Origin of the sequence: Candidatus Accumulibacter contiguus, from assembly GCF_036625285.1 — a bacterium.
Lineage (GTDB): Bacteria > Pseudomonadota > Gammaproteobacteria > Burkholderiales > Rhodocyclaceae > Accumulibacter > Accumulibacter contiguus.
The window spans coordinates 3402772-3422756 of sequence record NZ_JAZKUC010000001.1; the positions used below are offsets into that span (position 1 = coordinate 3402772).

At 59.9% G+C, this 19985-nt stretch carries 16 protein-coding genes; 5 read left to right on the forward strand and 11 right to left on the reverse strand.

Annotation, left to right across the window (positions count from 1 at the left end; translation table 11 throughout):
• Positions 1–141: 141 nt before the first annotated feature.
• The 7 genes from hemE to rsmB are packed head-to-tail and all read right to left on the reverse strand — an operon-like array spanning position 142 to position 9592.
• Complete coding sequence (gene hemE, locus V5B59_RS16195) at positions 142–1218, reverse strand: uroporphyrinogen decarboxylase (protein WP_034915004.1); 1077 nt, start codon at positions 1216–1218, stop codon at positions 142–144.
• 59 nt (positions 1219–1277) lie between these two features.
• Positions 1278–2732: a TrkH family potassium uptake protein gene (locus V5B59_RS16200; RefSeq protein WP_169070757.1), complete on the reverse strand. Its 1455-nt coding sequence runs from the start codon at positions 2730–2732 to the stop codon at positions 1278–1280.
• Positions 2733–2743: 11 nt separating this feature from the next.
• Complete coding sequence (trkA, locus tag V5B59_RS16205; protein WP_169070758.1) at positions 2744–4174, reverse strand: Trk system potassium transporter TrkA; 1431 nt, start codon at positions 4172–4174, stop codon at positions 2744–2746.
• Positions 4175–4211: 37 nt separating this feature from the next.
• Positions 4212–5474, reverse strand: coding sequence for a sigma-54-dependent transcriptional regulator (locus V5B59_RS16210; RefSeq protein WP_169070759.1), 1263 nt, complete (start codon positions 5472–5474; stop codon positions 4212–4214).
• 2 nt (positions 5475–5476) lie between these two features.
• Positions 5477–7630, reverse strand: coding sequence for a sensor histidine kinase (locus tag V5B59_RS16215; protein ID WP_169070760.1), 2154 nt, complete (start codon positions 7628–7630; stop codon positions 5477–5479).
• On the reverse strand, positions 7627–8253 hold the full coding sequence (locus tag V5B59_RS16220) for a DUF4390 domain-containing protein (RefSeq protein WP_169070761.1): 627 nt from the start codon (positions 8251–8253) through the stop codon (positions 7627–7629). The genes V5B59_RS16215 and V5B59_RS16220 overlap by 4 nt, the downstream gene beginning before the upstream one ends.
• On the reverse strand, positions 8228–9592 hold the full coding sequence (rsmB, locus tag V5B59_RS16225) for a 16S rRNA (cytosine(967)-C(5))-methyltransferase RsmB (protein WP_332352034.1): 1365 nt from the start codon (positions 9590–9592) through the stop codon (positions 8228–8230). Before rsmB ends, V5B59_RS16220 begins: the two co-directional genes overlap by 26 nt.
• 89 nt (positions 9593–9681) lie before the next feature.
• Between rsmB and V5B59_RS16230 the strand changes: the two genes are divergently transcribed.
• Complete coding sequence (locus V5B59_RS16230) at positions 9682–10584, forward strand: cation diffusion facilitator family transporter (protein WP_034915016.1); 903 nt, start codon at positions 9682–9684, stop codon at positions 10582–10584.
• On the forward strand, positions 10574–11509 hold the full coding sequence (locus V5B59_RS16235; RefSeq protein WP_169070762.1) for a S1/P1 nuclease: 936 nt from the start codon (positions 10574–10576) through the stop codon (positions 11507–11509). The genes V5B59_RS16230 and V5B59_RS16235 overlap by 11 nt, the downstream gene beginning before the upstream one ends.
• A 58-nt stretch (positions 11510–11567) precedes the next feature.
• On the opposite strand, the gene htpX is transcribed toward V5B59_RS16235, so the two are convergent.
• From htpX to def, 3 genes are all read right to left on the reverse strand, one after another.
• Positions 11568–12416, reverse strand: coding sequence for a zinc metalloprotease HtpX (htpX, locus tag V5B59_RS16240; protein WP_034915021.1), 849 nt, complete (start codon positions 12414–12416; stop codon positions 11568–11570).
• Between the two features lie 69 nt (positions 12417–12485).
• Complete coding sequence (fmt, locus tag V5B59_RS16245; RefSeq protein ID WP_034915023.1) at positions 12486–13412, reverse strand: methionyl-tRNA formyltransferase; 927 nt, start codon at positions 13410–13412, stop codon at positions 12486–12488.
• On the reverse strand, positions 13409–13912 hold the full coding sequence (gene def, locus V5B59_RS16250) for a peptide deformylase (RefSeq protein WP_034915026.1): 504 nt from the start codon (positions 13910–13912) through the stop codon (positions 13409–13411). The genes fmt and def overlap by 4 nt, the downstream gene beginning before the upstream one ends.
• 172 nt (positions 13913–14084) lie before the next feature.
• Here def and V5B59_RS16255 point away from each other — a divergent pair, with 172 nt between their 5' ends.
• The 3 genes from V5B59_RS16255 (at position 14085) to V5B59_RS16265 (ending at position 18884) form a co-directional block, all read left to right on the forward strand.
• Positions 14085–15101, forward strand: coding sequence for a LysM peptidoglycan-binding domain-containing protein (locus V5B59_RS16255; RefSeq protein ID WP_034915027.1), 1017 nt, complete (start codon positions 14085–14087; stop codon positions 15099–15101).
• Between the two features lie 2 nt (positions 15102–15103).
• Positions 15104–16219 (forward strand): DNA-processing protein DprA, encoded by a 1116-nt coding sequence (gene dprA / locus V5B59_RS16260; RefSeq protein ID WP_034915029.1) that lies wholly within the window; start codon positions 15104–15106, stop codon positions 16217–16219.
• A 67-nt stretch (positions 16220–16286) separates the two neighbouring features.
• Positions 16287–18884, forward strand: coding sequence for a DNA topoisomerase III (locus tag V5B59_RS16265; protein ID WP_169070763.1), 2598 nt, complete (start codon positions 16287–16289; stop codon positions 18882–18884).
• Positions 18885–18971: 87 nt separating this feature from the next.
• Here V5B59_RS16265 and V5B59_RS16270 read toward each other — a convergent pair whose 3' ends face one another.
• Positions 18972–19883 carry a LysR substrate-binding domain-containing protein gene (locus V5B59_RS16270; protein ID WP_288131848.1) on the reverse strand — a complete coding sequence of 304 codons (912 nt, stop codon included), beginning with the start codon at positions 19881–19883 and terminating at the stop codon, positions 18972–18974.
• Between the last annotated feature and the right edge of the window lie 102 nt (positions 19884–19985).

Below are 19985 nucleotides of genomic sequence, written 5' to 3' on the forward strand. Positions count from 1 at the left end.
GGAGATCGCCGGAAAAATAGGCAATTTTTAAAACCTTTTAAATCAATAGGATGGAAATATAGCCATGAGAAGCCACTGGTTTTCAGCAGACGGCGAAAGTTGTGGCCATTTCTGTGAATAAGTCAACTGGTAGAAGACGATTTATTCGATTTTTCTACGCAGGAGGCGGCTATGGGTGTGTACCGCATCAACCAGTGCCGTTACGTTTTCGGGTGGCGTAAACTGGGAAATCCCGTGGCCCAGATTAAACACATGACCGGTGTTGTGCAAACCGTAGCTGTCCAGCACCTGTCTGGCTTCGGCGGCTACCCTCTCGGGTGAGGCGAAGAGCACTCCAGGATCGAGATTGCCCTGCAAGGCAACCTGGTGACCCACGCGTCGGCGCGCTTCGCCGATGTCGATTGTCCAGTCGAGGCCGATCGCATCGCAGCCGATATCGGCGATCGATTCCAGCCACAGGCCCCCCCCCTTGGTGAACACGATCGACGGAACCCGTGTACCTGCCCGCTCGCGGATGAGACTAGCAACGATGCGTTGCAGGTAGGATAACGAGAATTCCTGGTACGCGGCAGCCGAAAGCGAGCCGCCCCAGGAATCGAATATCATCACTGCCTGTGCTCCGGACTCGATCTGGGCGTTGAGGTAAGCGCTTACCGCATCGGCAGTGACCGACAGAATGCGATGTAGCAGATCCGGTCGGTCGTAAAGCATGCCCTTGATGCAGCGGTAATCGCTGCTCGCACCGCCTTCGACCATGTAGCATGCCAGGGTGTAAGGACTTCCGGAAAAGCCGATCAGCGGCACGGTGTTGTTCAGCGCCCGCCTGATTTCGCTGACGGCATCCATCACATAACGCAGGTGATCCCAGGGGTCTGGTGCAGTCAGGTCGCGGATCGCCCATTCCTCGCGCAGCGGACGTTCGAAGCGGGGTCCTTCCCCATCGGTGAAATACAGCCCGAGGCCCATCGCATCGGGCACCGTCAGAATGTCCGAGAAAAGGATCGCCGCATCGAGATTGTAACGCGCGAGTGGCTGCAGGGTCACCTCGCAAGCCATGGCAGGGTTCTTGCACAACTGCAGAAAGCTGCCGGCACGCCGACGCGTTTCGCAGTACTCTGGCAGATAGCGGCCCGCCTGTCGCATCAGCCAGACCGGCGTATGTTCGGTCGGTTCCTTGAGCAGGGCGCGCAGGAAAGTATCGTTGCAGGGTCGGGTCACGTTGGGCTCCGCCGCAGCGGGGAATGCGCCGCGAAAGCTCGATTATCCGCCTTTCGCCCTTACTTGCGCCAGAAAGCCGGGGTCATGACCACCAGCAGGGTAAAGATTTCGAGGCGACCGAGGAGCATGGCAAAGGTGCACACCCAGGTCTGGAAGTCTGACAGACCACCGAAATTGGTCGCCGGACCGACCTCGCCGAGACCCGGACCGGTATTGTTGATGCTTGCGACGACTGCCGAGAAGGCGGTGATGATCTCGAGTCCGGAGAAGGAAAGCGCTAGCGTCATCGACACGATGCACACCATGTACATGAAGCCGAAGGCCAATACCGCGAAGAGAATGTTGGGGGGCATCACCTCACTGCCAATCTTGATCGGATGTACGGCGTTGGGGTGCATGGCGCGTGTCAGTTCGCGGTAGACCTGTTTGTAGAGCACGATGGCGCGGATCATCTTGATGCCGCCACCCGTCGAACCCGCACTGGTCGCAAAGCTCGACAGGAACAACATCCACAAAGGAGCAAAGAAAGGCCACAGCGCATAATCGGTATTGGCATAACCGGTGGTCGTTGCGATCGAGACGACATTGAAGGCCGAAAACCTGAGCGCCTCGGAGAAGTTCGGATACACCTCATGCACATCGAGAAAGACGGCGATTGCGATGACACTGCCGATGCTTACCAGGAGAAAGGCTCCAGCTTCCGGATCGGTTACATAAGGACGCAGCGAACGACCCGAAAGAACGACATAGTGGGTTGCAAAATTGCAGCCCGCAATCAGCATGAATAGGATACTGACGGCTTCGATCGCCGGTGAATCAAAGAATCCGAAGCTCGCGTCGTGACTGGAAAAGCCGCCAAGTCCCATGGTGCTGAACATGTGCATGAGCGCGTCGAGCCAGGTCATGCCGGCCCAATGGTAGCCCAGCGTGCAGCAAATCGAGATCAGCGTATAGACCACCCACAGGCCTTTGGCCGTTTCTGCCATGCGCGGGGTCATCTTCGAATCCTTCATCGGCCCCGGTGTTTCGGCCTTGAACATCTGGCGGCCGCCGATTCCGAGCAAAGGCAGGATGGCTACCGCCAGAACGATCAAGCCCATGCCGCCGAGCCAGACCAGTTGGCAACGCCAGAAATTGATCGACACCGGCAGCGTGTCCAGTCCCTCGAAGACTGTCGCGCCGGTCGTGGTCAGTCCGGAGACCGCTTCAAAATAGGCATCCGTAAAACTCGCATTGAGCTGGATCATTAGAGGCAGTCCGGCATAGACCGGCAAGACCGTCCACACCAGTGCGACCATCAGAAACCCGTCGCGAATCGTCAGATCACGCTTCTCTTTGCGGGTTACATACCACAGTCCCAGGCCAGTACCGACGGTCAGCAGGACCGCCTCGTCGAAAGCACTCTCGGCTCCGTCATGCGTCGCCCAGGACAAGGCCCAGGGAACCAGCATGGTCAGCCCGAACATGCAGATCACCAGCGAGAGAACCCGAATGACCGGGTAATAGCGTTGCATGGCAATGCCTCTCAGAAGAAATGGAAACCGACCGCAAACAGCTTCTCCACCTGCTTGACCACCTTCTTGTCGAGGCAGAAGACGATCACGTGGTCTCCGGACTCGATCACCACATCCTTGTGGGCGATCAGTACCCGGCCCATCTGCTTCTGTTTGGCCAGGCCGAGAAAACCGATATCCTGGCTCTTGTCGAGATCGCGCACGATCGCCGCGATGAATGCGCCAGCAATTTCCGGCAACTCACCGATGCGCCGGCCAACCACTTTCGAATTCTTCTGTTCACCGTGCGCGACGATCTCGAGCGCTTCGGCAGCGCCACGGCGCAGACTATGGACCTGTGCCACATCACCGTGACGGACATAGGTCAGCAGCGTGCCGATCGATACCTGCGCTGGTGAAATCGCGATGTCGATCGGCCCACCCTGAACCAGTTCGGCGTAGGCGCGCCGGTTGATCAGTGCCACCACCCGCTTGCTGCCCATCCTTTTGGCCAGCGACCCGGCCATGATGTTGTCTTCATCATCGCTGGTCAGCGCCAGGAAGAGATCCATTTCGTCGATCGCTTCCTGTTGCAACAACTCTTCGTCAGTGGCGTCACCGTTGAGTACCAGCACCGACTTGAGGGAGGTGGCCACGAACTCGGCGCGGCGCCGGTCTAGCTCGATGACCTTGACCTGGCACTTGTTCTCGAGCGCCTGGGCGACGCGCAGCCCGATATTACCACCACCGGCAATCATCACCCGCCGGACGGGCTCCACCGAGCGTCGCAGTTCGCGCATCACGGTTCGAATGTGTTCCTCGGCGGCCAACAGGAATACCTCGTCGCCATCTTCGATGATCGTATCGCCAGTCGGAGTGATCGCCCCGTCACGGCGATAGATCGCAGCGATCCTTCCCTCGATTCCCGGTGGCAGATGATTGGGCATTTCCTTGATCGGGCTACCAACTAGCAGGCCGCCGGAGTAGGCACGCACGGCGACGAGCGCCAGACGGCCGCTGCCAAAACTCAGGACCTGCAGTGCTTCCGGGAAATCGACCAGGCGCGCAATGTACTCGGTGATCACATGTTCCGGACACAAGGCGTAATCGACGGCAAAATTTTCCGGGGACAGGAGCTTTTCGCTGTCCAGGAAATCGCGTGCCCGCAGACGAGCGATCCGCGCCGGGACGTTGAAAATGCTGTGTGCCACTTTGCAGGCGACGAGATTGGTCTGATCGCTCTGGGTCACGGCAATCAGCAGGTCGGCGTCGTCCAGACCGGCATTGGCTAGTACCGACGGATGCGCTGCGTTGCCGACGACCGTTTGCAGGTCAAGGCGATCCTGCAAATGCGCCAGCCTCTCATGGTCGCTATCGACCACCGTGATATCGTTGTTTTCAGAGACGAGGCTTTCGGCGACGCTGGCACCCACCTGGCCAGCGCCGAGTATGACGATACGCATGGTTGTTGATCTCCCTGACAGCCTTGACGGTTAGACTCTACTCGCGCTCGTCGCCGCGTCGGCCAACATTGAGTCCGAGCTGCTTCAACTTGCGGTAAAGGTGAGTGCGCTCCAAGCCTGTCTTCTCCGCCAAACGCGTCATGCTACCGCGTTCGCCGGTCAGGTGGTATTCGAAATACATCCTTTCGAAGGCTTCCCGGGCCTCGCGCAATGGTTGATCGAAAAACATTGCCGGTAGTGGGAAAGGAGCACCAATCTGCCTGACCTCGATCTGCAGAATGCGGGCGACGTCATCGGCACTGATTTCTTCGTCGAGTGCCGAGAGCGCGAGATTCTTGACGGTGGTCAGCAGTTCTGCCCACTCCCCGTGCCAACGGTGCAAACGGAGTGCGTTCTGGGCGCCGCTGGAAAAATGCCGCAACGGAACCTCGCCGCGCTCGGCCAGATGGGCCAGCAGCAAGGAGGCAATCTCGGGAACATCGTCGGCATGGCCGGAGATCTGCGGCAGCGCCACCCAGACTTCACCCAGGCGGTTGACCAACACCGGATCCCAGCCGGCATCGACGAGGTTTGTCAGCGGGCGGGTCGAAGCGGCGACCAACTGCAGATTGTGTCTTTCGAGTCGTTCAAGCGCGAAGACCAGATTCATCTGTTGCAGCTTTCCGAGCTGCGCGAGGTCGGAGATGAAGACGATGCCGCCGCTGGCATTCTGCAGCATTTCCTGCGTCAGCGGCGCACTCGAAGTCGACAGATCCAGCCACGGCGCCCGGTGTGTCTGCAAGGTACGCGCGCAAATTTCGGCGATGCTGCCGGATGCGCTCTTGAGGAGCAGCACCGAGGTTTTCGCCGCGGCCTGCTCAAGGCGCCTCTTGAGGTCCTTGAGCAATGGGGAGTGGGCAAAAGCATCAAGCGTCAAGGGCTTCTTGAGCAGTACCGTTTCGTGCTTGAGCGCCTTCTTGACCGTGAGCAACAGTTTTTGCAGAGCGATCGGCTTCTCGAGGAAATCGGTGGCGCCGATGCGTGTCGCTTCGACGGCCGAGTCGATCGTACCGTGACCGGACATCATGACCACCGGCATCGTCAGGAGACCGCTCGCGGACCATTCCTTGAGCAGTGAAATTCCGTCGGTATCGGGCATCCAGATGTCCAGCAGAACCAGGTCAGGCCGCCGGTCTGTGCGCAGCTTGCGCGCCGCTGCAGCGTTCTCGGCCAGCCACACCGAGTGACCTTCGTCGGCCAGAATCTCGGAGAGCAATTCGCGAATTCCCATTTCGTCATCAACGATCAGTATTTGCGCCATGGTCAGGCCTCGGAAGGAAGTTGGCTTGCGCGTCGCCTGGGTGTCGGTAGAGCAGCCAGCGGCAACAGGATGCTGACCTCGGCGCCGATCGGCTGACGATTGTTGATTCGGATGCGGCCGTGATGTTCATCGACGATCTTCTTGACGATCGCCAGGCCCAGGCCGGTACCGCGGGCCTTGGTGGTGACATAGGGTTCAAAGACCCGCGCGATGATTTCGGGTGGAAAACCAGGCCCCTGATCGCTGACCAGCAGTTCAACCATACTGTCGGTACGGCGCGTGCCAATCACGATGGATGGTGAATCCACCGCCTCCTGCGCCTCTTCAGCGTTGCGCAGCAGGTTGTGGATGATCTGTCGCAACTGGGTGGTGTCGCCCCATACCGGAGGTAACCTGGCCGCGAGATTTGGCTCGATCGTGGCCCGCGAGGTCTCGTAGAGGCCAAGCACCTCGACGACCAGCGCGTTGAGGTCGACGACGGCCAGCTCGGGCGCAGGCATGCGCGCGTAGTCGCTGAAGTCATTGACCATCCTTTTCATCGCCTGTACCTGCATGATGATGGTCTGGGTCGAGCGAGCGAGCATCTCGGCATCGGTACCGCTGAGACGATCGGCAAGCTTCATCTGCAGGCGTTCGGCGGATAACTGGATCGGTGTCAGAGGGTTCTTGATCTCGTGCGCCAGCCGCCGTGCCACTTCGCCCCATGCGGCACTGCGCTGGGCGGCGACGAGTCGCGTCACGTCGTCAAATACAACGACGTAGCCACCGTGTGATTCATCCGGAAGCTGCGACCCGCGCAGGAGCAGGATCTGTGGCGGGCCGTCAGGATGATCAAGTTCGATCTGCTCCTGCCATTCCGTACCTTGGATCTCGGCAAAGGCGTCGATGATGGCCTGACCGAGAACCTGCTGGCGTGGCCAGACTGTGGCAGACTCTCCGAGAAGGCTGGTGAAGTCGTCGGCAAGGATGGTCAGTGCGCCCTCGTTCACCGTCCGCAGCACGAAGCGTCGGTCGAAAACGAGGACACCGGCAGACAGGTTGGCCAGAATCGATTCCAGATAAGCTCGTGCCGCTTCCAGCTCGGCGCGGTGACGCTCGTTGTCGCGTCGTGCCTCGTCCAGCTGGCTGGTCATCTGTTTGAACGAGCGCGTCAGGATGCCCAGTTCATCACGGCTATAGATCGCCTGGCGAGGAGTGTAGTCGCCAGCCGCCACGGCCTGGGTACCTTCTGCAAGGATCGACAGGGGTGCCGACAAACGACGGGCCAGCACGAAAGCCAGCGCGATGGCGGTGAACAGGGCCAGCAGTACGGTCAGCGTGAGAGTCATCGCGTAGATGCGGGTAAGCCCTTCGCGACCCAAAGAGAGTTCCTGATAGTCAGCATACACGGTCTGGACGCTGTCGGCGTTCAGCGCGAGCGCTCCCGGTACCGGCTCGGTGAGTTGCAGGATGCGCGTCTCGACCCCGAGGCCCGGTGGTGCGACGGCCACCAGGACGCGCAAGCTGAGGTCCTTGTCGCCGTTGCTTTCAATGACCGCGTACCTGCGCTCGCTGCGCGCGCGGCGCAACTGTTCGGGTGCTGGCTGTGCTGGCAGTCGGTTGGCCAGTTCGTCGGTGGCCGTCGCCAGCAGTTCGCCAGTGGTCGAAAACAAGGCAACGGATTGCACGCCATGCTGCTCGCGCAAGCGATTGAGTTCGAGTCGCCGCTGCACTTCCGAACGTTCGCCGAGTTCCAGCGCCATGGCCTGCCCCTTGACCGCAAGATCCTCGAGCAAGGAGTCTAGCGCACTGCGACCGAGGTTCAATCCCGCTTCGAGGGCTTTTTCCACGCGGACGTCGAACCAGGTCTCGATGCTCTTGGTGACAAACTGTACCGATACCGCGTAGATCAACAGCCCGGGAAGGACGGCCATGAGGCCAAACATCAGCATCAGGCGAAACTTGAGGCGAGAGCCGAATACCTGCGCCCGATGCTCTCGCCAAAGTGCGTGCAATTGCCATGCGATCAGCGCCAAGAGCGACAGGGCGACGATTGCGTTCAGCCCGAGCAGCCACGGATAGTGACTGGCAAAAAGCGCCGTATTGGCGCTTGCCGAAGCCAGCAGAAACAACAGAATGCCGCCAAACGACGCGGCGGCGACGATCAGTGCTTTCATTTGGCGTCAGTGGAAGGAACCAGCAAGGTCGGGGTGCCTGTCACGGTTGACGGAGCCGTTTCGACAGGCGTGAAGTTCCAGCGCGCCCAATCGGAGGAGAGGTTCCAGTCCCGGTTGGCCAGGGCGTTGACCTGAAAGGTCTTGGGCATTTGCGACAGGTCGAGACGCATGCGCACCGCAGCGAGATAAGTCTGATCGGCCTTGACCGAGCCCTTGTCGAGTACCTGCCAGTTGCGCAAACGCGACAAAATCCGCTGCGCATCGTCGAGCGTGCTGAAACTCTGGTGCAAGGCACCACTGGACAAACGATACTGACGTGTCAGCGCGTGGTAGGAAAGCTGATAGGTTTGACTGCGGCTGATCACCTGTTCGTCCAGCCAATACCAGCGAGAACGGCTCAGTTCGAAATCGACGACAAAGTACAGGGTGATGCCCTTGGCTATTGCTTCGTCGAGTCGGGCATTGAGATTGATGTTGAAGTCTGCAGCCAGCGTATAGCCGTCGTCGCCTGCGGAAAGGTTCGGGTTGCGGACGCTGATTTCGGCGGCCCGCGTGCCAGAGGAAACCAATAGCAGCAGTAGTCCCAGGAACAGGGAGCTAGAGAGCTTTCCGTAACAAGGCATAAAAGAATCCGTCATGTTCTTCCTGGGGCAGGAGTCTTTTTTCGGCCAGCCGCATGGCGGTTGGTTGGCGATAAAGGAAGGCGTCGATCTGCGCTTTATTCTCTTCAGGGAAAACCGAACAGGTCGCGTAGAGCAGCTTTCCGCCCGGTTTTAGCAGTGGCCAAAGCTTGTCAAGAATTTCGGTCTGGATGTGAGCGAAGCGTCTGATATCGCTCTCCCGGCGCAGGTACTTGATATCCGGGTGCCGACGCACCACTCCCGATGCCGAGCAGGGTACATCGGCAAGAATGGCGTCGAAAAACCGGCCATCCCACCACTGCTCGGTGGATCGGCAATCGGCCACCTGCACCGTTGCCTGCAGGCCAAGGCGCCGCAGGTTGTCCTCGATGAGGCGCGTGCGACTGCCGTCGATGTCGAGCGCCAGCAAGTCAATGTCTGCCACTTCGAGCAGATGCCCGGTTTTTCCGCCTGGCGCCGCACACGCGTCGAGCAGGCGCTGACCAGCGAGTGGTTCAAGGATCTGCACCGCACCCTGGGCGCCGACATCCTGGATCGAAACCAGTCCGTCGGCGAAGCCCGGCAAGGCATCGACCGGGACAGGCTTGTCGAGGATCAGTGCATCGCCTCCCAGCGGCCGGGCCGACAAACCTGCCTCTTGCAGGCGAGTCGAATAATCGCTCAGGGTGGCACGCCGACGATTGACGCGCAGGGTCATCGGTGGCTGGCTATTGCCGACCGTGACGATATTCTGCCAATGATCCGGATAGGAACGCCGCAAGCGTGCCAGCCACCAGCCGGGGTGCTGTTGTGCAGCTTCGTCCTCTTCGAGCATGGCCGCATGCAGGGCCTCACGTTGACGCAGATAATTGCGCAACACGCCATTCACCAGGCCCTTGAAAGCGCCGCCCGCCAGTTCGCCGGCCGCAGCCACGGCCTGATCGACCACCATGTATCCGGATTCGGGCCGAGTCTGCAAACGGTAAAGCGCTCCCAGCAGAAGTGCCTGCGCTTGCGGATGCGGCAGTGATCTTGCCAGCAGGCGCCGCAGAATGAACTCGCCACATCCGTACCAGCGCAAGCTGCCGTAAGCCACGTCCTGGGCCGCCGCACGGGCTGCTGGTGCCGTTTCGCCGAGGATGGTCAGCGCTTGCGTCAGGCTCTGTCCGGTGTGCACCAGAGCAATCACCCGCGCCGCCAGTGAAAGGCTCAGGGCCAGCGAATCCGGTGCGAGCGTGGATGGCGTCCGTCCGGCGAAGCGCGACGATGTGCCCTGGTCTGGAAGTGTCGGTTTGCGCACGCGCTGCGCGCGTGCCGTGGGCGAAGTAGATGAAGAAGGCAAGGCCGGGATTCATGGCGATTGAGGATCCATTGAGTGTAGCACGATGCCTGAGGATGGCGAGATGGTCGCTGGCAGACGATAATGCACATATGAAGAATGCGCACTCACTCAAATCTTATGCGTGGCTGTCAATCGCTGCCGCTCTCGCCACACTTGCGCTGAAGGGAGTGGCTTGGCTGCTTACCGGTTCCGTCGGGCTGCTCTCGGATGCCCTCGAATCGGTCGTGAATCTGGCCGGAGCGGCGATGGCGCTGGCAATGCTTACGGTCGCGGAACGGCCGGCAGATGAAGGACATGCTTTTGGCCACGGCAAAGCCGAGTACTTCTCGAGTGGATTCGAAGGACTGCTGATCCTGATTGCTGCAGCGGCAATCGCCATTGCCGCGATTGAGCGCCTTCTGCATCCGCAGGAACTCGAGCAGATCGGGGTTGGGCTGATGGTATCGGTGCTGGCCTCTCTAATCAATCTTGTCGTCGGCCGCATTCTGCTGCTTGCCGGCCGGCGACAGCGATCAATCACCCTCGAGGCCGATGCGCACCACCTGCTGACCGATGTCTGGACATCCGCAGGAGTGATCCTTGGCGTTGCCGGAGTGGCAGCCACGGGATGGTTATGGCTCGACCCCGCACTGGCGCTGCTGGTCGCCAGCAATATCGTGTGGACTGCCTGGCGCCTGCTGCAACGTACGACCACGGGGCTGATGGATGGCAGTCTTCCGCCGGAGCAGCACGCACTCGTACTCAACATCCTGGAGCGCTATCGTTCGCTGGGTATCGACTACCATGCCTTGCGGACCCGCGAGTCGGGTGCACGCCGCTTCGTCTCGCTGCATGTCCTCGTGCCGGGTGTGTGGACCATCGACCATGGTCATCAACTGCTTGAAGATATCGAACGCGAGATACGTCAAGCGCTGCCGCATACGTCGGTATTTACCCATCTCGAACCACTGGATGATCCAGCCTCACAGGACGATATCGGCCTTGACCGCTAGACAAACGATGTCTGCGAGATTCTTCCGGCGGCTGTTGCTGCTGAGCTTGCTGTTGCTTCTGGCTGCTCCGACCTTGGCCTGGAATGCTGCCGGGCATCGGCTCAGTGCCCTGATTGCCTGGGAACGCCTGGAAGCGCCGACAAGAGATGCGGTGGCGGCACTGCTGCGGCAACACCCGGACTACGAGCGCTGGCAGTTGCGCGCCAATGGTGCTGATCCCGACTTGACAGCCTTTCTCGAGGCCTCGACCTGGCCTGACGACATACGCCACGACAAGCGCTTCTATACCGCCGACAGAGAGGAGCCAACATCGACCCAGCCAGGTTTCCCCGATATGGAACGGCGATTGAGCTGGCATTACGTCGATCGTCCCTTGGGTCCATCCGAAAATCTTCTGCCGTCGCCAGGCCTGATCGATCGCCAACTGGTGGCATTGGCCCAGACGGTCGGCGACCGGAAGGCGAAGCTCAGTGCGCGAGCCTACGCACTACCCTGGTTGATTCACCTGGTTGGTGATGCCCATCAGCCGCTGCATGCTGCCAGCCGCTATGGCCCGGACGGACAAAGCGATCATGGCGGAAACAAGGTGACGATCAGCAATCCCTTGCATTTGCCTTCCTCGTCGACGAATCTGCACCGGTATTGGGACGACCTGCCGGGGCCACCCTGGCTGAACGGCCAAGGATTGCAGAGTGCCGCCATTGCATTGGTTGGCCACTTCGCGCCCGCTGCGGTAACGGCAACGTCAGAGCAATGGATTGATGAAAGCTGGCGGATTGCCAGCGAATACGCCTATCCACCGGTAATCGATGGCGTGCCAACGATTACCGCCGAATTTCACGAAAGTTCGCTGGCCATCGCAAAGCGCCGGGTCACCGAGGCCGGCTATCGTCTTGCCGAACTGCTGCGGCAGTTGTTGCGATAGTGCGCATGCATGACGACGCCAGCCAATGTTTCACGTGAAACACGGCTGTCCTTGGACCTTAGCTGCGGGCCATGGCCCGCAGCCGTGCCACTCTTTCTTCGGTCGGCGGATGGGTGCTGAACAGACCAGCAATCGCACCGCCCGACAAGGGATTCATGATCATCATTTGAGCAGTTTCCGGGTGTGCCTCGGCCGCTGCCATCGGGATGCCGCGAGCGTAGGCGTCGATCTTGGCCAGGGCATCGGCGAGTGCCCTCGGATCACCACTGATTTCTGCGCCACCGCGATCGGCCTCAAACTCGCGCGCCCGGGAAATGGCCATCTGAATCAGCGAGGCAGCCAGTGGTGCGAGCAAGGCGACAAGAATGCCGGCCAGGGGATTGCTTGGACGCCCTTCCGAATCACGACCGCCAAAAAATACCGCGAAATTGGCCAGGGCAGAAATGGCACCAGCCATGGTCGCTGAAATCGTCGAGATCAGAATGTCGCGGTGCCGAACATGCGCCAACTCATGCGCCATGACCCCACGGATCTCGCGTGCCGACAATAACTGGAGAATTCCCGTCGTTGCCGCGACCGCCGCGTTATCCGGGTTGCGACCGGTAGCAAAGGCGTTCGGCTGCGCCTCATCGATCAGGTAGACTTTCGGCATCGGCAGTGCTGCGCGCTGCGCAAGTTCCCTGACCATACCGTAGAACTGCGGCGCCGAGCTTTCGTCGACCGCGCGCGCGTTGTACATCTTGAGCACCATCTGATCCGAGAACCAGTAGGCGAAGAAGTTCATCGCGCCGCCAAAGAGCAGCGCCAGCAGCATCCCTGTCTTGCCACCCATGAGCGCTCCGACAGAGCCGAACAGTGCCACAATCGCGGCCATCAGGATAGTCGTTTTCAGCCAGTTGCCGAGCATCGCAGAGTCCTCCTTCCAGACAAGCTTGGTTCTCGTGTGAGCAGCTAGATGGGGAGTCGATGCCGCATTTCAAGCCGTGCTCACCGCGCACCGGGAACCCTCCACAACCGGAGTGCCGGCCAGGAACTGTGCAGCGGAGAGCCGCCTGCCACCAGCCTTCTGCAATTCGGCGAGAAGCAGCGCCCCGTCAGCACAGGCCACGACGATGCCACTTCGCTGTGCAGCGAGAATCACCCCTGGCAGTCCGACGCCGGCAACCACTTCGGCACGCCAGACCTTGAGCACACTGCCGTCGATTACACAGGTTGCGCCTGGAAAGGGGTTGAAGGCCCGCACCTGCCGTTCCAGTTGGGCTGCCGGTAGACGCCAGTCCAGAGCGGCTTCCGTCTTGCTGATCTTGGCGGCGTAGGTGATCCCTGTCTCCGGTTGTGGACGCGCCAGCAGTGGCAAGCGCGCCAACACCTCGACGATCAGCCTGGCGCCCTGCTCTGCCAGACGGTCATGCAGCGAAGATGCCGTATCGTCCTTGTTGATCGGCTGCCTTGCCGACAGCAGCAGCGGGCCGCTATCGAGCCCGGCGTCCATCTGCATGATGCACACACCGGTTTCCCGGTCACCAGCAAGCAGCGCACGCTGCACCGGTGCGGCACCGCGCCAGCGTGGCAGCAACGAGGCATGAATATTGATGCAACCGAAGGGGGGCATATCGAGTAATGCCTGCGGGAGAATCAGGCCATAAGCTGCGACGATGATCACTTCGGCAGTTACTGCGCGTATCCGCTCCTGCGCGATCGGGTCCCGCAGGGTCGGAGGCTGAAAGACCTCGATTCCCATCGCCTCTGCCAGTTGCTTGACTGGCGAAGCACGCAGTGCGAGACCACGCCCGGAAGCGCGATCCGGTTGGGTCAGCACCATCGCTACCTGATGTCCCGCTGCGATGATCGCCCGCAAGGCAAGTGCAGCGAACTCTGGCGTTCCGGCGAAGACGAGTTTCACGCGGTGATTCTCGCCTGCTTGGCGAGCTTGTTCTTGATGCGCACCTGTTTCAGTTGCGACAGATGCTCGACAAAGACTCGTCCCCGTAGATGATCGATCTCGTGCTGCAGGCATATGGACAGCAACCCCACTGCATCGACAGTCTGTTCGTGTCCTTGCAGATCGAGATAGCGAACGACGACATGTTCAGCCCTCTCGACCTTGTCGTAAATTCCGGGCACCGACAGGCACCCTTCCTCACAGATCTGCAAGCCATCCTGCAGAATGATTTCCGGATTGACCAGGGTCAGCAACTGATCCCGGGTTTCTGAAGCATCAATGATAATGACGCGCTGGTGCACATCCACCTGTGTGGCAGCAAGGCCTATGCCTGGCGCCTCGTACATGGTCTCGGCCATGTCACGTGCCAAACGGCGAATACTGTCGTCCACCTGCTCAACGCGTGCAGCAAGTTTCTTCAGGCGTGGGTCGGGAAAACGAAGGATTGGTAGTAGAGACATAAAATGCTTGATCGAAGAAGTAACTACGTGCAAAATCCGGCGCAGTGTCTTGACAATGCCGACGTCGTTGGCGCGACGCCAGCGATGATTACGGCAGCAGACCGGGTAAACAACGGCGTGAGACAGAAATCTCGACCGGGAGTTCCCCAACCGCTCCTACGAGGATAACACGATGATCCGCATTATGTCCGCGTTCATTCTGGCCATGCTCAGTGCGCTCTGTTGCGCCGCCGGGCAGGAAATCCAGTTGGCTGATGGTGCCCCAAGCCGCCATATCGTCGTGCCAGGTGACACCTTGTGGGACCTTGCCGGAAAATTCCTGAAAGATCCCTGGAGATGGCCGGAAGTCTGGCGGATGAACGATGAAGAGATCAAGAACCCGCACCGCATCTTCCCTGGCGATGTAATCGTTCTCGAACGCGATGCACAGGGCTCGCCACGCTTGAGTTTGCGGAGCACCCGCCTGGTACCGCAGATTTATTCGACGATGATCAGGGAAGGAATCCCGGCGATCCCACCGAACGTCATCAGGCCATTTCTTTCTGACCCGCTGATTGTCGAAGTCGCCAGCCTCGACCGGGCTGCGCGCATTATCGCGACGCAGCAGGATCGGGTCTACATCGGCAATGGTGATCTTGCCTATGTTGCCGACGCCGATCCGTCCAGGCTGGACTGGCAGATCTATCGCAACGGCAAGCCGCTACAGGATCCCGTCAGTAAGGAGATCCTCGGTTACGAGGCTTTCTATCTCGGCACCGCAAGGCAGATCGAACCCGGCAAGTACGCGACCTTTGAAGTGGTGACAATGAAGCAGGAGATCGGTCGCGGCGATCGCCTGCTGCCGACGATACGTCCTCCGCTGGTTGCTTACGTGCCACACAAACCCGACTTTCAGGTCAATGGTCGAGTGATCTCCGTGTATGGCGGCGTCGACACAGCAGGCCGCGGCTCCATTGTCACGATCAACCGTGGCGTCAGGGACGGCATCGAGATTGGGCATGTTCTGGCACTGGAGCGCAATCGTACGGTGGTCGAGCGCGATGAGAACGATACCAAGGTGATGATACCGATTCCCCCGGAACGGATTGGCTTGCTGTTCGTCTTCAGGACATTCGAACGTCTATCGTACGGCCTGGTGGTGCAATCGCAAAGTACCGTAGACGTCAACGACTTCGCCCGTACTCCCTAGGAATGAATGCGGCCGAGTCGTTGGCATACTGGCTACGACTGACGCTGATTCCTGGTATTGGCGGTGAGACCCAGCGCAAGCTGTTAACCGCATTCGGGCCTCCGGAAGCCGTCTTCAGTGCCGATCGCAGCGCCTTGCGACATGTCGTTGGTGAAAAAGCGGCAAACCTCTTGATCAACACGGATAATCAGGCCGGCGTCGAGGAAGCGCTTTGCTGGTCAGAGAAGCCCGGTCATCACCTGCTGTGCCTGGCCGACCCGGAATATCCCCAAGCTCTTCTGCAAATCCCCGACCCACCGACACTGGTCTACGTTCGCGGCCGTCTCGATCTGCTCAACACGGCGGCCTTGGCCATGATCGGTAGCCGCAACCCTACACCACAAGGGATCACGAACGCCGAGCGCTTTGCCGCCGCTCTTGCCGAGGCTCGCCTGACCATCACCAGCGGTCTTGCCTTGGGGATAGACGCTGCTGCTCATCGTGGCGCGCTGAAGGCTTCGGGCAATACCGTGGCATTCATCGGCACCGGAATTGATCGGCTCTACCCGGCCGCCAACCGGGATCTGGCATGTGAGATCGCGGCGAAAGGGACGATCATTTCGGAGTTTCGGCTGGGGACTCCCCCCCTCGCGACCAACTTCCCTCGCCGCAATCGCCTGATCGCGGGCTTTTCGCGCGGCGCCCTGGTGGTCGAGGCAACGATCGAAAGTGGCTCCCTGATCACCGCTCACCGAGCCGCCGAGCAGGGTCGTGAGGTCTTTGCCATTCCCGGATCGATTCACTCCCCGCAATCGCGCGGCTGCCATCAATTGATCAAACAGGGCGCAAAACTCGTCGAAACCGTTCAGGACGTACTCGACGAACTGCAGTGGGTGAGTGCTCCAGCCCAGCTCATGACTCCGCCAGCGAACCATGACAAAGCCGACGGGCTGTTGCTGAACATGGGTTTCGATCCCTGTGCTCTGGACGATCTCGTAGAGCGCAGCGGCTTGACGGCTGAAGTCGTTTCGGTGATGCTGCTGCACTTGGAAATGAATGGCGAGGTCGGCAGTTTGCCTGGCGGTCGCTATCAACGCATTTCCCAAAACCGAGAGCCCCCCCTGACAGATTATTCCTGACCAGCGGACTGTACGGACAGTCCGCTGATTACTCCTTTCGCCACTCTCCCCGGCTGATGAAAACCACATGAGCAAGAAACTGATCATCACTGAGAAGCCGTCTGTCGCCGCCGACCTTGCGCGCGCCCTTGGCGGATTCGTTCGGCACGAAGACTACTTCGAGAATGACGACTACGTACTCTCCTCGGCAATTGGCCACCTGCTGGAACTGGCCTGTCCCGAAGAGTATGAGGTAAAGCGTGGCAAGTGGTCATTCGTCCATCTGCCGGTAATTCCACCGCACTTTACGCTGCAGCCGATTGCCAAGACCGAGTCGCGCCTCAAGTTGCTGGTCCGTCTGATCAAGCGCAAGGATGTGGTCAGTCTGGTAAACGCCTGCGACGCTGGCCGCGAAGGGGAGTTGATCTTCAACTACATCACCCAGCACGCGGCCAATGGCAAGCCGGTAGAGCGCTTGTGGCTGCAGTCGATGACTCCGCAAGCCATCAAGGAAGGCTTCACGCGCCTGCGCAGTGGCGCCGAGATGCGCGGCCTGGGGGACGCGGCGGTGTGTCGCTCGGAATCCGACTGGCTGGTCGGCATCAATGGCACGCGTGCGATGACCGCATTCAATTCCAAGACGGGCGGTTTCCACCTGACTACCGTCGGTCGCGTTCAGACGCCGACACTCGCGCTGATCGTCGAACGTGAGGATCGCATACGCAAGTTCAAGCCTCGTCCCTACTGGGAGCTTGAGGGGATCTTCCTCTGTGGCGCCGGAGAATACCGTGGCAAGTGGTTCGACGAGAAATTCAAGGGAAAGGATGAGGACGAGCATGCGCGCGCCGATCGCCTGTGGGATGAGGCCCGAGGGATGCTGCTGCAGCAGAAATGCGCGGGCAGAATGGGTGAAGTCCGAGAGGAGTCGAAGTCTTCGACACAACTCTCCCCTCTGCTCTTTGATCTGACCAGCCTGCAACGCGAGGCCAATGGGCGCTTCGGTTTTTCTGCCAAGGCGACGCTTGGCCTGGCACAGGCGCTCTACGAAAAACACAAGGTCCTCACCTATCCTCGTACCGATTCGCGCGCACTCCCTGAAGACTATCTTCCGACGGTCAACAGCACGCTCGCGATGCTTACCGGCGAGGGTGTCGGCAAAGGCCACGACGAAGCAGCGCTGGCTCGCTACGCGCCTTTTGCCCGGCAGATCCTGGCCAGCAACTGGGTCGTGCCGAACAAACGCATTTTCAACAATGCCAAGATCTCCGATCACTTTGCGATCATTCCAACGCTGCAGGCACCCAAGCACCTGTCCGAACCCGAGTCGAAGCTGTACGACATGGTGGTCAAGCGCTTTCTTGCCGTGTTCTATCCTGCTGCAGAATCTTTGATCACCACCCGGATTACGCGTGTCGAAAGCGAACCCTTCAAGACCGAGGGCAAGGTCCTGGTCAACCCGGGTTGGCTGGCGGTCTATGGCCGCGATGCGCAGGGGGCAGATGAGGGCAACCTGGTTGCCGTTGCGCCGAATGAGCAGGTCAAGACAGAAGAACTGGTGCTCAGCGCACACCAGACCAAACCACCGGCCCGCTACTCCGAAGCCAGCCTGTTGACGGCCATGGAAGGTGCCGGCAAGGCCATGGACGACGAGGAGTTGCGGGCGGCAATGGCGGGACGAGGTCTCGGTACCCCGGCTACGCGCGCACAGATCATTGAAAATCTGCTCACCGAGCAATATCTGTTCCGCGAGGGCCGCGAACTGCTGCCGACGGCCAAGGCCTTTTCGCTGATGACTCTCTTGAACGGACTTGGAATCCGCGAGTTGACCGCACCCGAACTTACCGGAGAATGGGAATGGAAGCTGGCGCGCATGGAAAGAGGCGAGATGTCGCGCAGCGAATTCATGAAAGAGATCGCGGCGATGACGCAGCACATCGTCGACCGAGCCAAGAGTTACGACAGCGACAGCATTCCTGGTGACTTCGGTGAACTTTCGACGCCTTGCCCGAAATGCGGTGGATTGATCAAGGAGACCTACAAGAAATTCCAGTGTCAGGCCTGCGAATTTGCGCTATGGAAAATTGTCGCCGGCAGGCAGTTTGAATCATCGGAAATCGAAAAGTTGCTCACCGAGCGCAGAGTCGGCCCCTTGAGCGGCTTCAGGAACAAGATGGGCCGTACTTTCAACGCCATCGTCCAGTTGAACGCTGAAAACGCTCCGGAGTTTGACTTCGGGCAAAGCACAGCCGGTGATGACGGCACCGTCGACGAGGTGGATTTTTCGCAAAGCGAATCTCTGGGTGCCTGCCCGAAATGCGCGGCACGCGTATTTGCTCATGGCATGGCGTATGTCTGTGAAAAATCTGTCGGCCCCGGCAGGAGCTGTGACTTTCGCTCGGGGACGATCATTCTGCAACAAACGGTTGAACCCGAACAAATGCAGAAACTGCTCGAAACCGGGCGTACCGATCTGCTCAGGAATTTCATCTCGGCCCGCACACGGCGCAAGTTTTCGGCTTACCTGGTGCGCGGCGCCGATGGAAAAGTCGGCTTCGAGTTCGAGAAGCGCGAGCCTAAGACCGCCGCAAAAACATCCAGAAGCGCACCCGCGAAATCAAACACGACGACACTGCCCGATGCCGCTGCGGTTCCGACACGGCGCAGGAAGGCGGACCCGGCCACGTGAAACAGGCTGCCGGGAGGCAGCCTGTTTCACGTGGAACATATCGAACGATCACTCCTGACATTTGCCCAATCAGACTGGCCTGCGAGATCACTCCGCCACAACCCCTGGCGGTGGTGCATCCAGGATCGCCGCCCGCAAGACATCGATTGCCTGTGGCCTGGGGAAAGTTGCCCGCCAGGCGATGACCACTCGCCGCACTGGAGCAGGCTCGCAGAAATAGCGAAACAAGAGTAGTGGGTCTTCCTGTGGCCACGATGCCGCGGCCGATGCGGGGACGACCGATATACCCGCGCCACTTGCAACCATGTAGCGAACCGTTTCAAGAGAACTTCCTTCGATCGCACCCACGGTTCCGCCAGGCACTGAAAGCTGCGGGCAGGCCTGCACGACCTGATCCCGAAAACAGTTGCCCATCCCCAGGAGCAGCAGATTTTCCACGGCGATCTGCTCGGGATCGATCAAGGATTCCTTCGCCAAGGGATGGCCACTCGGCATCACGACACAAAAGGGCTCCTCGTAGACGACTCTCGAGACGATCCCCGGCTCGACGAAAGGCAAGGCTACGACAATCACGTCAAGATCACCCCGACGCAACTGCGACGCCAGGTTTACGGTGAAGTTCTCATGCAGGTACAGCGGCATCCGGGGGGCGCGGGAATGCAGGGCAGGAATCAGGCGCGGCAGCAGGTAGGGTGCAATGGTATAGATGACGCCAAGGCGCAATGGCCCATGCAAGGGATCCTTTCCTTGCTCGACGATCTCCCTGAGTCTTCCAGCCTCCTCAAGCACCCGTTCGGCCTGCATCGCGATCTGTTCGCCAATCGTCGTCAGACGTACATCAGCGGATGATCGCTCGAACAGAGTCACGCCGTAGCGCTGTTCGACCTTCTTCAGCGCCACCGAAAGCGTTGGCTGGCTGACGTGGCATTTCTCGGCCGCGTGCCCGAAATGCCTCTCACGTGCAAGCGCCACGATATAGCGCAGTTCAGTCAGCGTCATTGCGATGGATCCCGGTTAGAGCACTCACGGTTACTATGAAAGTCGCGAGCGACTCTCGAATCTCCCCTCCCCCCTTGCGGGGGAGCAACTGTGTTCCCAGTC